Annotated in this window: 16 protein-coding genes; 14 read left to right on the top strand and 2 right to left on the bottom strand. The window is 73.7% G+C overall.

All coding sequences use genetic code 11. From position 1 onward, the window contains the following. Window positions 1-466 precede the first annotated feature (466 nt). The 14 genes from ADK41_RS20640 to hypE all read left to right on the top strand — a co-directional run bounded on the left by ADK41_RS20640 (window position 467) and on the right by hypE (window position 13,462). Window positions 467-1,555: a hydrogenase expression protein HypE gene (locus ADK41_RS20640; protein ID WP_030833348.1), complete on the top strand. Its 1,089-nt coding sequence runs from the start codon at window positions 467-469 to the stop codon at window positions 1,553-1,555. A gap of 66 nt (window positions 1,556-1,621) precedes the next feature. Beyond that, entirely contained in the window at window positions 1,622-3,403 is a 1,782-nt protein-coding gene (locus tag ADK41_RS20635; protein WP_030833346.1) for a nickel-dependent hydrogenase large subunit, read from the top strand. Next, window positions 3,400-3,978, top strand: a complete 579-nt coding sequence (locus tag ADK41_RS20630; RefSeq protein WP_030833343.1) for a hypothetical protein — start codon at window positions 3,400-3,402, stop codon at window positions 3,976-3,978. The genes ADK41_RS20635 and ADK41_RS20630 overlap by 4 nt, the downstream gene beginning before the upstream one ends. After that, on the top strand, window positions 3,975-4,616 hold the full coding sequence (locus tag ADK41_RS20625) for a DUF5947 family protein (protein WP_030833341.1): 642 nt from the start codon (window positions 3,975-3,977) through the stop codon (window positions 4,614-4,616). The genes ADK41_RS20630 and ADK41_RS20625 overlap by 4 nt, the downstream gene beginning before the upstream one ends. Beyond that, window positions 4,613-5,251 (top strand): DUF6084 family protein, encoded by a 639-nt coding sequence (locus tag ADK41_RS20620; RefSeq protein ID WP_030833338.1) that lies wholly within the window; start codon window positions 4,613-4,615, stop codon window positions 5,249-5,251. The genes ADK41_RS20625 and ADK41_RS20620 overlap by 4 nt, the downstream gene beginning before the upstream one ends. Continuing rightward, window positions 5,248-6,693, top strand: coding sequence for a hypothetical protein (locus ADK41_RS20615; protein WP_030833335.1), 1,446 nt, complete (start codon window positions 5,248-5,250; stop codon window positions 6,691-6,693). The genes ADK41_RS20620 and ADK41_RS20615 overlap by 4 nt, the downstream gene beginning before the upstream one ends. Further along, window positions 6,690-7,241: a hydrogenase maturation protease gene (locus tag ADK41_RS20610; RefSeq protein ID WP_030833332.1), complete on the top strand. Its 552-nt coding sequence runs from the start codon at window positions 6,690-6,692 to the stop codon at window positions 7,239-7,241. The genes ADK41_RS20615 and ADK41_RS20610 overlap by 4 nt, the downstream gene beginning before the upstream one ends. Then, complete coding sequence (locus ADK41_RS44310; RefSeq protein WP_380956182.1) at window positions 7,238-7,354, top strand: DUF6893 family small protein; 117 nt, start codon at window positions 7,238-7,240, stop codon at window positions 7,352-7,354. Before ADK41_RS20610 ends, ADK41_RS44310 begins: the two co-directional genes overlap by 4 nt. A gap of 104 nt (window positions 7,355-7,458) precedes the next feature. Beyond that, entirely contained in the window at window positions 7,459-7,854 is a 396-nt protein-coding gene (locus ADK41_RS20605) for a hydrogenase maturation nickel metallochaperone HypA (protein ID WP_051843466.1), read from the top strand. Between the two features lie 2 nt (window positions 7,855-7,856). Further along, window positions 7,857-8,552, top strand: coding sequence for a hydrogenase nickel incorporation protein HypB (gene hypB / locus ADK41_RS20600; RefSeq protein WP_030833327.1), 696 nt, complete (start codon window positions 7,857-7,859; stop codon window positions 8,550-8,552). After that, entirely contained in the window at window positions 8,549-10,930 is a 2,382-nt protein-coding gene (gene hypF / locus ADK41_RS20595; RefSeq protein ID WP_030833324.1) for a carbamoyltransferase HypF, read from the top strand. Before hypB ends, hypF begins: the two co-directional genes overlap by 4 nt. A 42-nt stretch (window positions 10,931-10,972) precedes the next feature. Next, window positions 10,973-11,275 carry a HypC/HybG/HupF family hydrogenase formation chaperone gene (locus ADK41_RS20590; protein ID WP_030833321.1) on the top strand — a complete coding sequence of 101 codons (303 nt, stop codon included), beginning with the start codon at window positions 10,973-10,975 and terminating at the stop codon, window positions 11,273-11,275. Next, window positions 11,272-12,402, top strand: coding sequence for a hydrogenase formation protein HypD (gene hypD / locus ADK41_RS20585; RefSeq protein WP_030833318.1), 1,131 nt, complete (start codon window positions 11,272-11,274; stop codon window positions 12,400-12,402). Before ADK41_RS20590 ends, hypD begins: the two co-directional genes overlap by 4 nt. A gap of 70 nt (window positions 12,403-12,472) precedes the next feature. After that, window positions 12,473-13,462 (top strand): hydrogenase expression/formation protein HypE, encoded by a 990-nt coding sequence (gene hypE, locus ADK41_RS20580; RefSeq protein WP_234318999.1) that lies wholly within the window; start codon window positions 12,473-12,475, stop codon window positions 13,460-13,462. A 50-nt stretch (window positions 13,463-13,512) separates the two neighbouring features. On the opposite strand, the gene ADK41_RS20575 is transcribed toward hypE, so the two are convergent. Together ADK41_RS20575 and ADK41_RS20570 are read right to left on the bottom strand one after the other, a co-directional pair. Then, window positions 13,513-14,235 carry an FAD binding domain-containing protein gene (locus ADK41_RS20575; protein WP_030833312.1) on the bottom strand — a complete coding sequence of 241 codons (723 nt, stop codon included), beginning with the start codon at window positions 14,233-14,235 and terminating at the stop codon, window positions 13,513-13,515. A gap of 134 nt (window positions 14,236-14,369) precedes the next feature. Beyond that, the gene (locus ADK41_RS20570; protein ID WP_030833310.1) at window positions 14,370-15,821 is read right to left on the bottom strand and encodes a WGR domain-containing protein; all 1,452 of its coding nucleotides are present in this window, start codon (window positions 15,819-15,821) and stop codon (window positions 14,370-14,372) included. Between the last annotated feature and the right edge of the window lie 63 nt (window positions 15,822-15,884).

The following is a 15,884-nucleotide window of genomic DNA, read 5'->3' as shown; positions in this document are numbered from 1 at the left end:
ACCGCACCTCGCCGCGTCGCCGGAACGCCCGTGCGGCTCCTCCCCCGCTCCCGGCTCCGCCCGAGCGGGGACCCCCGTGGAGGGCGCTCCGGCGCCTTGCGACGCACGGCACGACCACGCGGCCCGACCGGATGCTCGTGGGGGAAGGACCCCCAAGAGATCACCCGGCCGGCCCAGCGCCGGGCGGGTTCCTCCGGCGCGCGGCCGTGGCTCGTCGCGGAGAAGGCCGGGAGCGGGCTCCGCGAGGCCGTCACACCACTGGCCGCGGTGCGCGAGCGGGACCGCGCGCACACGCGCAGGATTTCCCTCGACCCCGGCGCTCCGTACCACGCCCCGCGCCGGGCGTCCGTACGGAAACAGCCGTCGCCTGCTCCGCCTGCGGTGCCGTCCGGCGGGGCCGACGCTTGAGAGCCAAGGACACGGGCCGAGACATCGGCACGGCCGCATTCCTCCCCAGGAGGCGTTGATGAACGCAAGCCCCCCGGCCACGAACGCCGAGGCGGAGACGTCCGGCGGCACCGGCGCGGACGAGAAGCCGATCCACATCCTCTGGATCAACGCCGGGCTGAGTTGCGACGGCGACTCGGTCGCCCTGACGGCCGCGATGCAGCCCAGCATCGAGGAGATCGCCCTGGGCGGTCTGCCGGGTCTGCCGAAGATCGCCGTGCACTGGCCGCTCATCGACTTCGAGTGCGGGCCGATCGGCGGCGCGGACACGTTCATCGAGTGGTTCTTCAAGGGCGAGCGCGGGGAGATCGACCCGTTCGTCCTGGTGGTCGAGGGGTCCGTGCCGAACGAGGCGATCAAGAAGGAGGGGTACTGGTCCGGCTTCGGCGACGACCCGGAGACCGGTCAGCCCATCACCACCAGCGAGTGGATCGACCGGCTGGCGCCCAAGGCGCTCGCCGTCGTGGCCATCGGCACCTGCGCGACCTACGGCGGCATCCACGCCATGGCCGGGAACCCGACCGGCGCGATGGGCGTGCCCGACTACCTGGGCTGGGACTGGAAGTCGAGGGCCGGCATCCCCATCGTCTGCGTCCCGGGCTGTCCCATCCAGCCGGACAACTTCGCCGAGACCCTCACCTATCTGCTCTACCAGGCCGCGGGGTCCGCGCCGATGATCCCGCTGGACGACAAGCTGCGCCCCACCTGGCTGTTCGGGGCCACCGTGCACGAGGGGTGCGACCGGGCCGGCTACTACGAGCAGGGCCAGTTCGCGATGGCGTACGACTCCCCGACGTGTCTGGTGAAGATCGGCTGCTGGGGGCCCGTGGTGAAGTGCAACGTGCCCAAGCGCGGCTGGATGAACGGCATCGGCGGCTGCCCGAACGTCGGCGGCATCTGCATCGCCTGCACCATGCCCGGCTTCCCCGACAAGTTCATGCCGTTCATGGACGAGCCGCCCGGCGCGAGGTTCTCCAGCTCCGTCAGCGGCGCCTACGGAGGCGTGGTGCGCAAGCTGCGGACCATCACCGCCCGGACGGTGGACAAGGAGCCCAAGTGGCGGCACACCGGCCGGAAACTCACCACCGGCTACCGGCCGCCCTGGTGATCACCACCTGACGCCGGCCCGCGATCCGCTCACCGACCCGAACGACCGAAGGGCAGCACCGACACAATGGCGACCTCGACGACGACCGGTGAGGGCACCGGCCTGGTGGAGATGGCATGGGACCCGATCACCCGGATCGTGGGCAGCCTCGGCATCCACACGAAGATCGACTTCAAGCAGAAGCGGGTCGCCGAGTGCTACAGCACCTCGTCGGTCTTCCGCGGCTACAGCCTCTTCATGCGGGGCAAGGACCCGCGCGACGCCCACTTCATCACCAGCCGCATCTGCGGCATCTGCGGCGACAACCACGCCACCTGCTCGGTGTACGCGCAGAACATGGCGTACGGCGTGAAGCCGCCGCACCTCGGTGAGTGGATCATCAACTGCGGCGAGGCCGCGGAGTTCATGTTCGACCACAACATCTTCCAGGAGAACCTGGTCGGGGTCGACTACTGCGAGAAGATGGTCCGCGAGACCAACCCGGGCGTCCTCGAACGCGCCGAACGCACCGAGGCGCCGCACGCCGCCGACCACGGCTACCGCACCATCGCCGACATCATGCGCTCGCTCAACCCGCTGGAGGGCGAGTTCTACCGGGAGGCGCTCCAGGTCAGCCGGTACACGCGGGAGATGTTCTGTCTGATGGAGGGCCGCCACGTACACCCCTCCACGCTGTACCCGGGCGGTGTCGGCACCATCGGCTCGGTGCAGCTCTTCACGGACTACATGACCCGCCTCATGCGGTACTGCGAGTTCATGAAGCGGGTCGTGCCGCTCCACGACGACCTGTTCGACTTCTTCTACGAGGCGCTCCCCGGCTACGAGGAGGTGGGCCGCAGGCGCGTGCTGCTGGGCTGCTGGGGCGCGTTCAACGATCCCGAGTACTGCGACTTCACCTACGCCAACATGAGCGACTGGGGACGGCGCATGTTCGTCACCCCGGGCGTGATCGTGGACGGCGAGCTGGTCACCAACGACCTCACCGAGATCAACCTCGGCATCCGCATCCTGCTGGGCAGCTCCTACTACGAGGACTGGGAGGGCCGGGAGCAGTTCGTCACCCGTGACCCGCTCGGCAACCCGGTCGACCCGCGCCACCCGTGGAACCAGCACACCATCCCCGCACCCCAGAAGCGGAACTTCGACGACAAGTACAGCTGGGTGATGTCCCCCCGCTGGTTCGACGGCAAGGACCACCTGCCGCTCGACACCGGCGGCGGCCCCCTCGCCCGTCTGTGGTCCACCGCGCTGTCCGGGCTCGTCGACCTCGGGTACGTCAAGGCGACCGGGCGCAGCGTCGTCATCAACCTGCCGCGCACCCTCACCAAGCCGGAGACCACCTTCGAGTGGAGGATCCCGCAGTGGTCCAACGCGCTGGAACGCAACCGCGCCCGCACCTACTTCCAGGCGTACTCCGCCGCCGTGGCCCTGCACTTCGCGGAGATGGGCCTCGCGGAGGTGCGCGCCGGACGCACCCGGACGTGGGAGAAGTTCGAGGTGCCGGACGAGTCGATCGGCGTCGGCTTCACCGAGGCGGTGCGCGGTGTGCTGTCGCACCACATGGTCGTCCGGGAGGGGAAGATCGCCAACTACCACCCGTACCCGCCGACCCCGTGGAACGCGTCCACCCGCGACACCTACGGCACTCCCGGCCCGTACGAGGACGCGGTGCAGAACACGCCGATCTTCGAGGAGAACTCCCCGGAGGACTTCAAGGGCATCGACATCATGCGCGCCGTGCGCAGTTTCGACCCGTGTCTGCCGTGCGGCGTCCACATGTACGTCGGCGAGGGCCGGACGGTGAAGTCGATGCACGTGCCCACCGGCCTGAGCGGTCTGGCCGGATGAGCGCCGCGGACGCGGGCCCGAACGCGGAGACGGCCGGGCGGAGGGTCGAGGAGGTCCTCGACCGGCTCGCCTCCTTGGGCGACCGCGCGGCGTGCGAGGCCGCCGAGGAACTCGTGCGCGTCCTCATGGAGTTCTACGGCGCGGGGTTCGCGCGGGCCGTGGACCTGCTCGGCCGCCGCCCGGAGCGGCCGGCCCGTGAGGCCGTGGACGCGCTGCTCCGGGACGAGCTCGTCGCGGGCCTGCTGGTGCTGCACGGACTGCATCCCCACGACGCGCCGACCCGTATCGCCCACGCCCTCGACGCCCTTCCGCAGGACGTGGAGAACACCGGATTCGACCCGGTCACGGGCGAGTTGCGGCTGCGGCCGGTCTCCTCGGGGGGCTGCGGCGGCTCCCGGGACGCCGTCGAGCGGGCGGCCCGGGACACGCTCGCGTGTTTCGCCCCCGAGGTGACGGCGGTGACGTGGGAGCCGGACGCCGCGTCCGGGCCGGTGCTGCTCCAGATCGGCGCGGGCCCGCCCGGCGCGTCCCCGTCCGGGCCGAACGGCCGTCCGCCGGCCACCGCGGCGCCGTGAGCACGCGGCAGCTCCCGGAGCGTGGGGGCCTGTTCCGGTTCACCGCGCCCCGGCCGCCCCGCGAGGAACGCTGCGAGCTGTGTGCCGTCGCTCTGCCGGACCCCGGGCACCGGCATCTCGTCGACACCGAGAACCGGTCCCTGGCCTGTGCCTGCGACCCCTGCGCCCGGCTCCTGGAGGTGTCGGGCGCGTCCGCGGGACGGTTCCGCGCGGTTCCGGGCCGCTATCTGAGCGACCCCGGGCACGGCCTCGACGAGGCCGCCTGGGAACGGCTGCGCATCCCCGTGGGCGTCGCGTTCTTCTTCCGCAACTCCGCGCTCGACCGGCTGGTCGCGCTCTACCCGAGCCCGGCCGGCGCGACCGAGAGCGAACCGGAGCCGGAGGCCTGGCAGTCCGTCCTGGACGCCTCCCCCCTGGCCGGGCTCCTCGAACCCGACGTGGAGGCGCTGCTGCTGCGCCGCCACCGAGGGCGGGTGGAGTGCCATCTGGTGCCGATCGACATCTGCTACGAACTGGTGGGCCGCATGCGACTGCGGTGGCAGGGCTTCGACGGCGGCGCGGAGGCACGCGCCGATCTGGAGGAGTTCTTCGGCCATGTGCGCGAGCGGGCCCGTGCGCTCGGAGGGGGCCCGTCGTGACCGAGTTCGGCTTCGCGTGCACGGGGGTGCGCGCCGACCCGTACGCCGCGGGTCCGGCACTGGTCTTCCGGCTGCGGGTCACCGCGTCCCCGGGCACACGGGTGCACGCGCTGGCGCTGCGCTGCCAGATCCGCATCGAGCCCGCCCGCCGGGGCTACGACGACACCGAGGCCGCCGCCCTGACCGACCTGTTCGGGCAACGGTCCCGCTGGGGCGCCACCCTCAACCCCGTGGAGTTCGCCCAGGTCCCGGTGATGGTGCGGGGGTTCACCGGCGAGACCGAGACCGACCTGGTGGTGCCCTGCACCTACGACATGGACATCGCCTCCTCCCGCTACTTCCACGCCCTGGAGGACGGGGAGGTGCCGCTGCGGATGCTGTTCTCCGGCACCGCCTTCACCGGAGCCGGCGGGTTTTGGGTCGAGCCCGTCCCCTGGGACGAGGAGGCCGCCTTCCGGATGCCGGTGAGGACCTGGCGGGAGATGGTCGACCGGCACTTCCCCGGCTCGGGCTGGATCCGGCTGCCCAGGGACGCGATGGACGCGCTGCTCGCCTACCGGTCCCGGCGGGCGCTGCCCTCGTGGCAGGCGACCGTCGAAGGGCTGCTGGAAGCGGCGGGTGAGAGGACACGATGACCACGACGACGTTCACCGCCCCGGCCGAGGCCCGCCTCGCGGTGGCCCGGCAGGTCGCCGACGCCGTGCTGTTCGAGGGGTACGTGCTCTACCCCTACCGTGCGTCGGCCGCCAAGAACAGGCTGCGCTGGCAGTTCGGGGTGCTGGTGCCCCCGTCCTGGACGGCGACGGCCGCGGAGCACGACTTCCAGCACACCGAGCTGCTGATGGAGCCGCGCCGGGGCGCCGTCCTCTCCGTCGAGGTGCGCTTCCTGCACGCCCGGCGGCGCACGGTGCAGCGGGTCCTGCCGGACGGTGGTTTCGAGACCGTCGGCGAACTGCGCCTGGCGGACCGGGTGATCGTCCCGTGGGACGAGGGCCGGGAGGAACGGGTCCGGCTCACCGTCGCCGTCGAGGAGCTGGCGGGTTCCGGCGCCGTCGTCCCCTTCGACCGGCCGGCCGGTGAGGAGACCGAACCGGTCACGGACGCCGACGGGACGGTCGTGGGGCGGCTGGTCCGGCGCCACGAGGCGGTGCGGGGCGTCCTGCGCCTGTCGGCGAGCCCGCTGGACGGCCCGTACACCGCGCAGCGGCTCAGCGCGGTCGTCGAGAACACCGGCGAGTGGCTGCCCGGGGAGGGCGCCGGCCGCGACGCGGCGCTGTCCCGTTCCCTGGTCGCCACGCACACGCTGCTGCACCTGGACGCCGGGCGGTTCCTGTCGCTGACGGACCCTCCGGAGTGGGCCCGGGGCGCCGCCGCGGCCTGCCGCAATCTGCACACCTGGCCCGTGCTGGCCGGGGAGCCGGACTCCCGTGACCTGGTGCTCTCCTCCCCGATCATCCTGGAGGACCACCCGGCCATCGCCCCGGAGAGCCCGGGCGCCCTGTACGACGCCACGGAGATCGACGAGATCCTCGCCCTGCGCACCGCGGCCCTCACGGACGAGGAGAAGCGCGAGGCGAGGGGGACGGACGACCGGGCAGCGGCGGTGATCGAACTCACCGACTCGATGCCGGCTCAGGTGCTGGAGCGGCTGCACGGCGCGGTCCGCGGCCTGCGTGAGGTCACCGCGCCCGCGCCGCCGGTGTCCGGTGACGCGGGGGGCGGCCCCGTCCGGCCGGACACCCCCTGGTGGGATCCGGGGGGTGTCCGGCCGGACACCCCCTGGTGGGATCCGGGGGCGGACGCCTCGGTGGACCCGGCCCGCGACCACGTGCTGGTCGACGGGCGTCAGGTGCGGGCGGGCAGCCGCGTCGTCCTGCGGCCCCGGCTGCGGCACACCGACGCCCAGGACCTGTTCCTCGCCGGGCGGCGCGCCCTGGTGGAGGCGGTCCTCCACGACGTCGACGGGGGCGTGCACGTCGCGGTCACCGTCGAGGACGATCCGGGCGCCGACATCCGCCGTGAACAGGGCCGCTACCTCTACTTCCAGCCCGCCGAGATCGACGTGGAGGCACCGTGAGCGCCGACAGCGCACACCCGCGCACCCTGGTCGCCGGGGTGGGCAACATCTTCCTCGGCGACGACGGCTTCGGCGTCGAGGCCGCCCACGCCCTGGCCGGACGGCCGCTGCCGGAGGGCGTCGAGGTCGCCGACATCGGCATCCGCGGCGTCCACCTGGCCTACCGGCTCCTCGACGGGTACGACACGCTCGTCGTGCTCGACGCGACGGCGCGGGGCGGGGAGCCGGGCACCCTGTATGTGATCGACGCGGCGGAGCCCGGCGGCCGGCCGGCACCGGACGGCGTCCCCCTGGACGGCCACCGCATGTCGCCCGACGCCGTACTCGCCCTGCTCGGCACCCTGTGCGCGGGCATCGGCGCGGTGCCGCCCCGGCGCACGCTGGTCGTGGGCTGCGAGCCCGCCACCGTCGAGGAGGGCATCGGCCTCAGCCCGCGGGTCGCCGCCGCGGTGCCCGAGGCGGCGCGCCTGGTCCTCGGACTCGTCGGCGGCGAGACCGTCGCCCGGCTCGACGACACCCTCCTTCCCTCCCTTCGGAGCACACCATGAGCAAACGCCTCGTCGGCGGTGCCGCCGCCGTCCTCACCCTGTCCGCGCTGGCGGCGATCACCGTGAGCCTCTGGCCGGACGTGCGGCGTTACCTGCGCATCCGCCGTATGTGACGCCCGCCGAACGGGCTACGGTCCCGGCGCGCCGGGCCGCCGGCCGTCCCGGCCGCGCCTCTAATGGGCAGCGGACCCCACCCCCGGCCCAGGACGGAGCGGCGATGCACGAGATGTCCGTCGCCCTGTCGGTCGTGGACCAGGTCGAGCGGGCGGCACGGCCCGGCGGCGCGCACGGGGTGCGCCGGGTCGTCGTCGAGATCGGGGAACTGGCCGGCGTCGTCCCCGACGCGCTCGCCTTCTGCTTCGAACTGGCCTGCGCGGGAACGCTGTTGGAGGGCGCCGAGCTCGCCACCCGGTTCCTTCCCGGCCGGGCCTCCTGCGCCCCGTGCGGGCGCACCTGGGACACGGGGATGCCGCCGGACATGCTCTGCGCGGTCTGCCGCGGGGGCGCCGGCGAACTGCTCTCGGGCCGCGAACTGCGGATCACCGAAGTGCACTGGTCCGCCTCCCCCACCACACCCGATCCCACACCGGTACCGCAACCCGAGGAGAGCTGACGATGTGCCGCACAGTCGACCTCCGGCAGGCCGTGCTCGCCAAGAACACCATGGCGGCGGGCGTCCTGCGCACCGAACTCACGGCCCGGGGCACCACCGTCGTCAACCTCCTGTCGAGCCCCGGCAGCGGCAAGACGGCCCTGCTGGAGCGCGAGCTGCCGCTGGCGCGGGAGCGCGGCATCGAGGTCGCGGCCCTCACCGCGGACCTCGCCACCGAGAACGACGCCACCCGGCTGGCCCGTTCGGGCGCCCCGGTCAAGCAGGTGCTCACCGACGGGCTGTGCCACCTGGAGGCGGACATGCTCGCCGGGCACCTGCACGACTGGCTGCCCGACGCCACCCGGCTGCTCTTCGTGGAGAACGTGGGCAACCTCGTGTGCCCGGCCTCCTACGACCTGGGCGAGTCCCTGCGCGTCGTCCTGGCGTCCGTCACCGAGGGCGAGGACAAGCCGCTCAAGTACCCCACCGCGTTCGGCCTGGCCCAGCTGGTGATCGTCACCAAGTCCGATCTGGCCGGTCCGGCCGCGTTCGACGAGGCCGCCTTCCGCGCCCATGTGGAGCGGGTCAATCCGGGTGTCGAGGTGGTGCTGACGTCCGTACGGACCGGTGAGGGCGCCGGTGTCCTGGTGGACCGGGCGCTCGCGGCGGCCGACGGGGACGCGGTCCACACGCCGGTGATGGCGCGGGCCGGGGCGTGAGCACCGCTCCCGGCCTGCGTCCCGCGCCGGCGCCGGACGCCGGTCCCCTGCGGCGTGCGCGTGTCGTCGTGCGGGGCGTGGTGCAGGGCGTGGGGTTCCGGCCGTTCGTGTACGGGCTGGCCACCGGTCTCGGGCTGGCGGGACATGTGACGAACACCGGTGAGGGGGTGGTGGCGGAGGTCGAGGGCGCGCCGTCGGCCGTCGACCGGTTCTGCGCGCGGATCGCGCCGGAGGCGCCGCCGCTCGCGGTGGTGGAGTCGGTGGAGACCACCGAGCTGCCCGTCGCCCGGGAGAGCGGCTTCAACATCGTCGCGTCCCGCACGGGCGGTCCCGTACGGACGCTCGTGCCGCCCGACACCGCGACCTGCGCCGACTGCCTGGCCGAGCTCGGCGACCCCGCCGACCGGCGCCACGGCCATCCGTTCATCACCTGCACGCACTGCGGACCGCGTTTCACCCTCGTCACCGGCCTGCCGTACGACCGTGCGCACACGACGATGGCGGGCTTCCCCCTGTGCCCGGACTGCGCCCGCGAGTACGAGGACCCCCGCGACCGGCGTTTCCACGCGCAGCCGGTCTGCTGTCCCGCGTGCGGTCCGCGGCTGCGGCTGGTCACCGGCCCCTCGTGCGCCGGCGTGCCGCTCCCGGCCGGCGACGACCCCGTCGGCGCGGCGGCCGCGCTGCTCGCCGCGGGCGCCGTGCTCGCGGTCAAGGGCGTCGGCGGCTACCACCTGGCCTGTGACGCCACCCGGCCGCAGGCGGTGGCCGAGCTGCGCCGCCGCAAGGCCCGGGGGGACAAGCCGTTCGCGCTCATGGCGCGGGACGCCGAGGACGTCGAACACCTGGTGCGCCTCGGTCCGGTGGAGCGGGAACTGCTCACCGGACGGGTGCGGCCGGTGGTCCTGATGCGGCGGCGCTCCGGTGTCCGGCCGGCTCCGGGGGCGCCGGTGCCCGCGGACGCCGTCGCGCCGGGCAGCCCGGACCTGGGTGTGATGCTGCCGTACACGCCGGTGCACCACCTGCTGCTCGCGGCGCCGGGGGCGCCCCGGCTGCTGGTGATGACCAGCGGCAACGTCTCCGGGGAACCCATCGTGACGGACGACGAGGAGGCCCTGGTGCGGCTGGCCGGGCTGGCCGACGCGTGGCTGACGCACGACCGGCCCGTCCAGGTGCCGTGCGACGACTCCGTCGTGCGCGTCTGCGACGGCGAGCCGCTGGTGCTGCGCCGCTCCCGCGGCTACGCGCCGCTGCCCGTCACGCTGCCGGTTCCGGTGACCGCGGCGCTCGCGGTCGGCGGGGACCTGAAGAACGTCTTCTGTCTCGGGGAGGGCGAGCGGGCCTGGCTGTCCGCCCACGTCGGGGACATGGACGACCTCGCCGTCCAGGAGGCGTTCGGCCGTGCCGAGCGGCACCTGGAGTCCGTGACCGGTGTGCGGCCGGCGCTGCTGGCCGCGGACGCGCATCCCGGCTACCGGTCGGTGGCCTGGGCGCGGCGGCACGCCGGCGGCCGCCGCGTGGCCCGGGTCCAGCACCACCACGCGCACCTCGCCTCCGTCCTGGCCGAGCACGGGATCGAAGCCGGCGGACGCGTCATCGGGGTCGCCTTCGACGGCACCGGGTACGGGGACGACGGCGCCGTGTGGGGCGGTGAGTTCCTGCTCGCGGACTACGACGGGTTCCAGCGGTTCGCGCACCTGTCCTACGTGCCGCTGCCCGGTGGCGACGCGGCGGTGCGGCGGCCGTACCGGATGGCGCTGGCTCATCTGCACGCGGCGGGCATCGCCTTCGACCCGGACCTGCCGTGCGTGTCCGCGTGTCCTCCGGGTGAACTCGACGTGTTGCGGACGCAGTTGGAGCGGGGGGTGAACTGTGTGCCGACCTCCAGCATGGGCCGGCTGTTCGACGCGGTGTCGTCCCTGGCGGGGGTGTGCCACCGCGCGGGGTACGAGGCGCAGGCCGCGGTCGAGCTGGAGGCGGCGGCCGTGTCGGCCGGCGACCGGGCCCACGACCCGCGCTACGCGTTCCGTCCGTCGGACGGTCCCGGCCCGTCGACCGCCGACCCGGGACCGCTGCTGGCGGCGGTCGCCGAGGACGTACGGCGGCGGGTCCCCGCGGCCGTGATCGCCGCCCGCTTCCACCTGGCCGTCGCCCGGCTGGTGCGGGAGGTGTGCGTGGCGGCCCGCGGGGCGGCGGGACTGCAGACGGTGGCGCTGACCGGCGGGGTGTTCTCCAACACGCTGCTCTCCTCGGCCTGCGCCGGCGAGCTGCGCACCGCCGGTTTCACCGTGCTGCGCCACCGCGGGATCCCGCCGAACGACGGCGGGCTGGCGCTCGGCCAGCTGGTGGTGGCCGCCCGGGCGGGAGCCGGAAGCCGATGACGGGCGCGGGCGTCCCCGCGCGCGACGAGTGAGGAGATCCGCATGTGTCTGGCGGTACCCGGCCGAGTGCTGGGCGTCGAGGAACGGGACGGGACCCGCATGGCCACCGTCGATTTCGGCGGTGTGGTCAAGGAGGTGTGCCTGGAGTACCTGCCCGATCTGCGGGTCGGCGAGTACGCCATCGTGCACGTCGGCTTCGCCCTGCAGCGGCTGGACGAGGAGTCCGCCCGCCGGACCCTGGAGCTGTTCGAGAACCTCGGCATGCTCCAGGAGGAGTTCGGCGACCCGTGGGAGCAGGCCGCGCGGTTCGGCGACGAGGAACCGGCCCGGGAGGCAGGGCGATGAAGTACATCGAGGAGTTCCAGGACCCGAAGCTGGCGGGGCGTCTGCTCGACGACATCCGGGCCACGGTGACCAGGCCGTGGGCGCTGATGGAGGTGTGCGGCGGCCAGACGCACAGCATCATCCGGCACGGCATCGACCAACTGCTTCCCGAGGAGGTGGAGTTGATCCACGGGCCGGGCTGTCCGGTCTGTGTGACGCCGCTGGAGGTGATCGACAAGGCGCTGGCGATCGCCTCGCGCCCCGAGGTGATCTTCTGCTCCTTCGGCGACATGCTGCGGGTCCCGGGCACGGGACGCGACCTGTTCCAGGTCCGGGGCGAGGGCGGGGACGTGCGCGTGGTGTACTCGCCGCTGGACGCGCTGCGGATCGCGGAGGAGAACCCGGACCGGGAGGTCGTGTTCTTCGGCATCGGCTTCGAGACCACCGCGCCGCCCAACGCCATGACGGTGCACCAGGCCCGCAGGCGCGGCATCCGCAACTTCAGTCTGCTGGTCTCGCACGTCCGGGTGCCCCCCGCGATCGAGGCGATCATGCAGTCCCCGGACTGCCGGGTGCAGGGGTTCCTGGCGGCCGGACACGTGTGCAGCGTGATGGGCACGCGGGAGTACCCGGCGCTCGCCGAGCGGTTCCGGGTCCCGATCGTGGTGACCGGGTTCGAGCCGCTGGACATCCTGGAGGGCGTGCGGCGGACCGTGCGGCAGCTGGAGCGGGGCGAGCACACGGTCGACAACGCCTATCCGCGCGCCGTCCGTCCCGAGGGCAACCCCGCCGCGCGGGCGATGCTGGACGACGTGTTCGAGGTCGCCGACCGGGCGTGGCGCGGTATCGGGGTCATCCCGGACAGCGGCTGGCGGCTGGCGGAGCGCTACCGGGACCACGACGCCGAGCACCGCTTCCAGGTGGGGGACATCGCCACCCTGGAACCGGCGGAGTGCCGCAGTGGCGAGGTGCTGCAGGGGCTGCTGAAGCCCCACGAGTGCGAGGCCTTCGGGACGGCCTGCACACCGCGCACGCCGCTGGGGGCGACCATGGTCTCCAGTGAGGGCGCCTGCGCCGCGTACTACCTGTACCGGCGGCTGGAACTGGACGTGACCGTCCCGCAGCGCGAGGAGAGCTCCGTTGTCTGACGCCGTCGCGGCCCCGGACCTGCTCTCCTGGTCCTGTCCGGCGCCCCTGCGCGGCCGGCCGCGCGTGGTGATGGGCCACGGCGGTGGCGGCGCCCTGTCCGCCGAGCTGATCGAGCAGGCCGTCCTGCCGGGACTCGGCGGGGCGGCGCCGGGCGCGCTCACCGACTCCGCGGTGGTCGAGCTGGACGGCGCCCGGCTCGCCTTCTCCACCGACTCCTTCGTGGTCCGGCCGCTGTTCTTCCCCGGCGGCAGCATCGGTGATCTCGCGGTCAACGGCACGGTCAACGACCTCGCGATGAGCGGGGCGCGCGCGGCGTACCTCTCGTGCGGCCTGATCCTGGAGGAGGGCGTCGAGATCGAGACGGTCGGCCGGGTCGCCGAGGCGCTCGGCGCCGCGGCCCGTACCGCCGGGGTACGGGTGGTGACGGGCGACACCAAGGTCGTGGAGGCCGGCCACGGGGACGGCGTGTACGTCAACACGTCGGGCATCGGTGTGGTGCCCGCCGGGGTGGACCTGCGCCCGGAGCGGGTGGTTCCCGGCGATGTCGTCCTGGTGAGCGGCGCCATCGGCGTGCACGGCGTGGCCATCATGAGCGAGCGGGAGAACCTGCGATTCGAGACGGAGGTCGAGAGCGACTGCGCGCCGCTCGGCGGGCTCGTGGAGGCGATGCTGGCGGTCACTTCGGACCTGCACGTGCTGCGCGATCCGACCCGCGGCGGTCTGGCGGCCTCGCTCAACGAGATCGCCGTGGCATCGGGGTGCGGCGTCGTCGTCCGGGAGCGCGCCGTCCCGGTGCCGCAGCCGGTGGCCGGGGCCTGCGCGATGCTGGGTCTCGACCCGATGTACGTGGCCAACGAGGGGAAGCTCGTCGCCTTCGTGCCGCGGGAGCACGCGGACGCGGTCCTGGCCGCGATGAGGGCGCATCACCTGGGCGCCGACGCCGCCGTCATCGGTGAGGCGGTCGCGGAGCACCCCGGCATGGTCGTCGCACGGACCGGGCTCGGGGGCACCCGGGTGGTGGACCTGCCGATGGGCGAGCAGCTCCCTCGGATCTGCTGAGCGGCACGCGCCGGTGCGCCACCCGGGGCGGTCCGGGCGGCGCACCGTCGTCAGCGGCCGCCGGCGCGGTCCAGGACGGCGGTCACCTCGCGGCGCACCTCCTCCCGTGCCCCGGCGGGCAGCGATCCCAGGTCCGTGGCGTCCAGGGTGCGGAGCACCTCCTCGGCTCCGGTGCGACAGGGCGCGGCCTCGCTGATCACCTCGTAGCCGTCCCGTACGGCGACGAGGAGGCGGCGGGCGCCGTCGCCGTCGGCGTGCACGGCGGTGGCGACGACGAGGGGCGGCGGCCCGCCCGCCTCACCGGCCGCCTTGTGGTAGCCGCTGGCCACGGGGTCGCGCCAGCGGAGGCCGAGCAGCAGAGGGCGTTTGGCCACCACTTCGGCCAGGTCGGTCTCGTAGACGCCGTCCCGGTCCAGTACGGTCGCCCGCGCGTCCAGGACCAGGGCCGCGGGCAGCAGACAGCGCAGGGTGCTGCCCACGATGTTGCCGCCGACGGTGGCCGTGCGGCGCACGGCGCCGGTGCCCACGGTGGAGGCCGCGCGGCGCAGCACGTCCGGCACCCGGCCGTCCACCTGGTGCAGCAGCACGGCGGCGCCCAGCGCCTCGCGTTCCATGAGGTTGGCCTGGGGAAGCCTGCGCAGGGACATGGCCTGCTCGGGGAAGCCGTCGCGTTGCCAGAGGGCCCACACGAGGGTGGCTCCGCCGACGGGCACCGCTCCTTCGGCCAGGTGCCGCCGGGCTTCGGACAGGGACGTGGGCAGACGCAGCAGCACGACGGTCGACCTGCTTTCCTCGACGGGGGCGGGGAGCGCGGCGCTTCACGGGGCGGTCACGGGCACCGCATTGTCCTCGGCCGTGCGGGGGCGCGCACAGGGCTCACGGGTTCGCCGAGCGCGCCCGCCGGCGGTCACCGGAGCCGGCGGATCTCGCCGCGCACCCGGTAGAAGCCGCCGGCCGCCGGGTGCAGCGCGTCCACGACATAGCGTGCGCCGGGCACCCGTATCGCCCGCGGGAACTGCACGTTCCAGGAGTCGTCGTAGCCGTCGGAGACGACGTGGACGCGCAGCCGGCCGTGGTGCTGGACGCATTCGACGACGACGGCGCCGGAGGGGGCCTGCGCGACGGTCGCCACCGCGGTCGCGGCCGTGGCCGGCGCGTAGGTCGGCAGGGCCGCGGCGAGTTTGACGTCCCGCGCGACCGGCACCGTGCCCTGCTGCGCCGCGGCGACGGCGGCCTCGCTCGCGTCCACGCACACCAGCGACCCGTCCGTGGTCACCAGGTAGAGCCGCTCGTCCCGGTACTGCATGGACAGCGCCGATCCGCCTCCCGTGCCGAGCTTCCACAGGCGCGTGCCGTCCCGGTCGAAGCAGTAGACGGACGACGCGGAGTCGCCGGCGAAGACGAACCGTCCGCCCGGGGAGGTGGCGCAGGAGTACACGGCGCTGTCGCAGGCGTAGGTGGCCTCGACGGCGCCGGTCGCCTTTGACAGCCGCTGCACCACGCGGTGCGCCGTACCGGCGTAGACGGTGTCGTCCTCCTGCCAGCCGAACAGCACCCCGCCGCGGGTGGGGGTGTGCCACAGCTCGCCGCCGCCGTCGGGCGCGTAGGCCGTGACGCCCCCGTGGTGGCCGTGGTAGACGGCCCGGTCGTCGGCGCGGACCATCCAGGCGTGCTCGCCCTGGCTGCGGCGGGTCCACTGGTGCTCGTCCTCGTGGTCGATGACGGTGAGGCGGCCGGCGCGGTCCGAGACGTTCAGCACGCCCTCGTGGATGTCCAGCCAGAAGATGTCGACGTCCGCGGCGATGTCGTAGGCGGCGAACGGCAGTTTCGAGGAGAGGTCGTAGACCCGGCCGTCGTCGCAGCCGGCGTAGATCCAGAAGTCGTCCGCGACCAGGCACTTCACACCGTCCGGCAGGCTGAAGCGGGCCAGTGCCTCGCCCTCGTGGTCCAGGGTGAAGACGTCGCCGGACTGGTTGCCGACCCAGCAGCGTTCGTCGTCGACGTGGATGCCGAACGCCGAGGAGCCGGTGTCGAACCGCCACAGCACGGGGGCCACGGCACGCGCGGTGGACGGGGCCGAGACCACCTGACGGCGGGTCACCGCGCGCGGGGCCCGCTGTCCCCGCACCGCCGGCGCGTACCCCTTGCGGACCTTCTCCCCCACCTTCTTCGCCGCGGCGGCCTGCGCCTTCGCGGCCGTGGGGAACGTCGTCGTCTGGACCTGTCCCGTCGCGCCGATCCTGCCGTAGCGCACCGTCACCGTCGGGCCGTCGACCGTCACTTCGTAGAACTTGTGCGCGGCGCCGTCCTCCTGCGACAGCTCCAGATACGTCGTCGTCACCGTGGCACCAGCGGACATGGCAAAGCCCTTCCCGGACGGAACCCGCGGCCGTTCCGCCGGGTCCTACTGATCGAACCGTAG

Origin of the sequence: Streptomyces caelestis, assembly GCF_001279005.1 — a bacterium.
GTDB lineage: Bacteria > Actinomycetota > Actinomycetes > Streptomycetales > Streptomycetaceae > Streptomyces > Streptomyces heliomycini.
Note: the sequence above shows the minus strand (reverse complement) of the source record. Positions and strands in the feature narration are given on the sequence as shown.

Coding starts and splice junctions, on each gene's coding strand:
- hypB (WP_030833327.1), top strand. CDS start 7,857: ATGTGCCGCACAGTCGACCTCCGGCAGGCCGTGCTCGCCAAGAACACC.
- hypD (WP_030833318.1), top strand. CDS start 11,272: ATGAAGTACATCGAGGAGTTCCAGGACCCGAAGCTGGCGGGGCGTCTG.
- ADK41_RS20590 (WP_030833321.1), top strand. CDS start 10,973: ATGTGTCTGGCGGTACCCGGCCGAGTGCTGGGCGTCGAGGAACGGGAC.
- ADK41_RS20635 (WP_030833346.1), top strand. CDS start 1,622: ATGGCGACCTCGACGACGACCGGTGAGGGCACCGGCCTGGTGGAGATG.
- ADK41_RS20605 (WP_051843466.1), top strand. CDS start 7,459: ATGCACGAGATGTCCGTCGCCCTGTCGGTCGTGGACCAGGTCGAGCGG.
- hypE (WP_234318999.1), top strand. CDS start 12,473: ATGGGCCACGGCGGTGGCGGCGCCCTGTCCGCCGAGCTGATCGAGCAG.
- ADK41_RS20630 (WP_030833343.1), top strand. CDS start 3,400: ATGAGCGCCGCGGACGCGGGCCCGAACGCGGAGACGGCCGGGCGGAGG.
- ADK41_RS20640 (WP_030833348.1), top strand. CDS start 467: ATGAACGCAAGCCCCCCGGCCACGAACGCCGAGGCGGAGACGTCCGGC.
- ADK41_RS44310 (WP_380956182.1), top strand. CDS start 7,238: ATGAGCAAACGCCTCGTCGGCGGTGCCGCCGCCGTCCTCACCCTGTCC.
- ADK41_RS20570 (WP_030833310.1), bottom strand. CDS start 15,821: ATGTCCGCTGGTGCCACGGTGACGACGACGTATCTGGAGCTGTCGCAG.
- ADK41_RS20615 (WP_030833335.1), top strand. CDS start 5,248: ATGACCACGACGACGTTCACCGCCCCGGCCGAGGCCCGCCTCGCGGTG.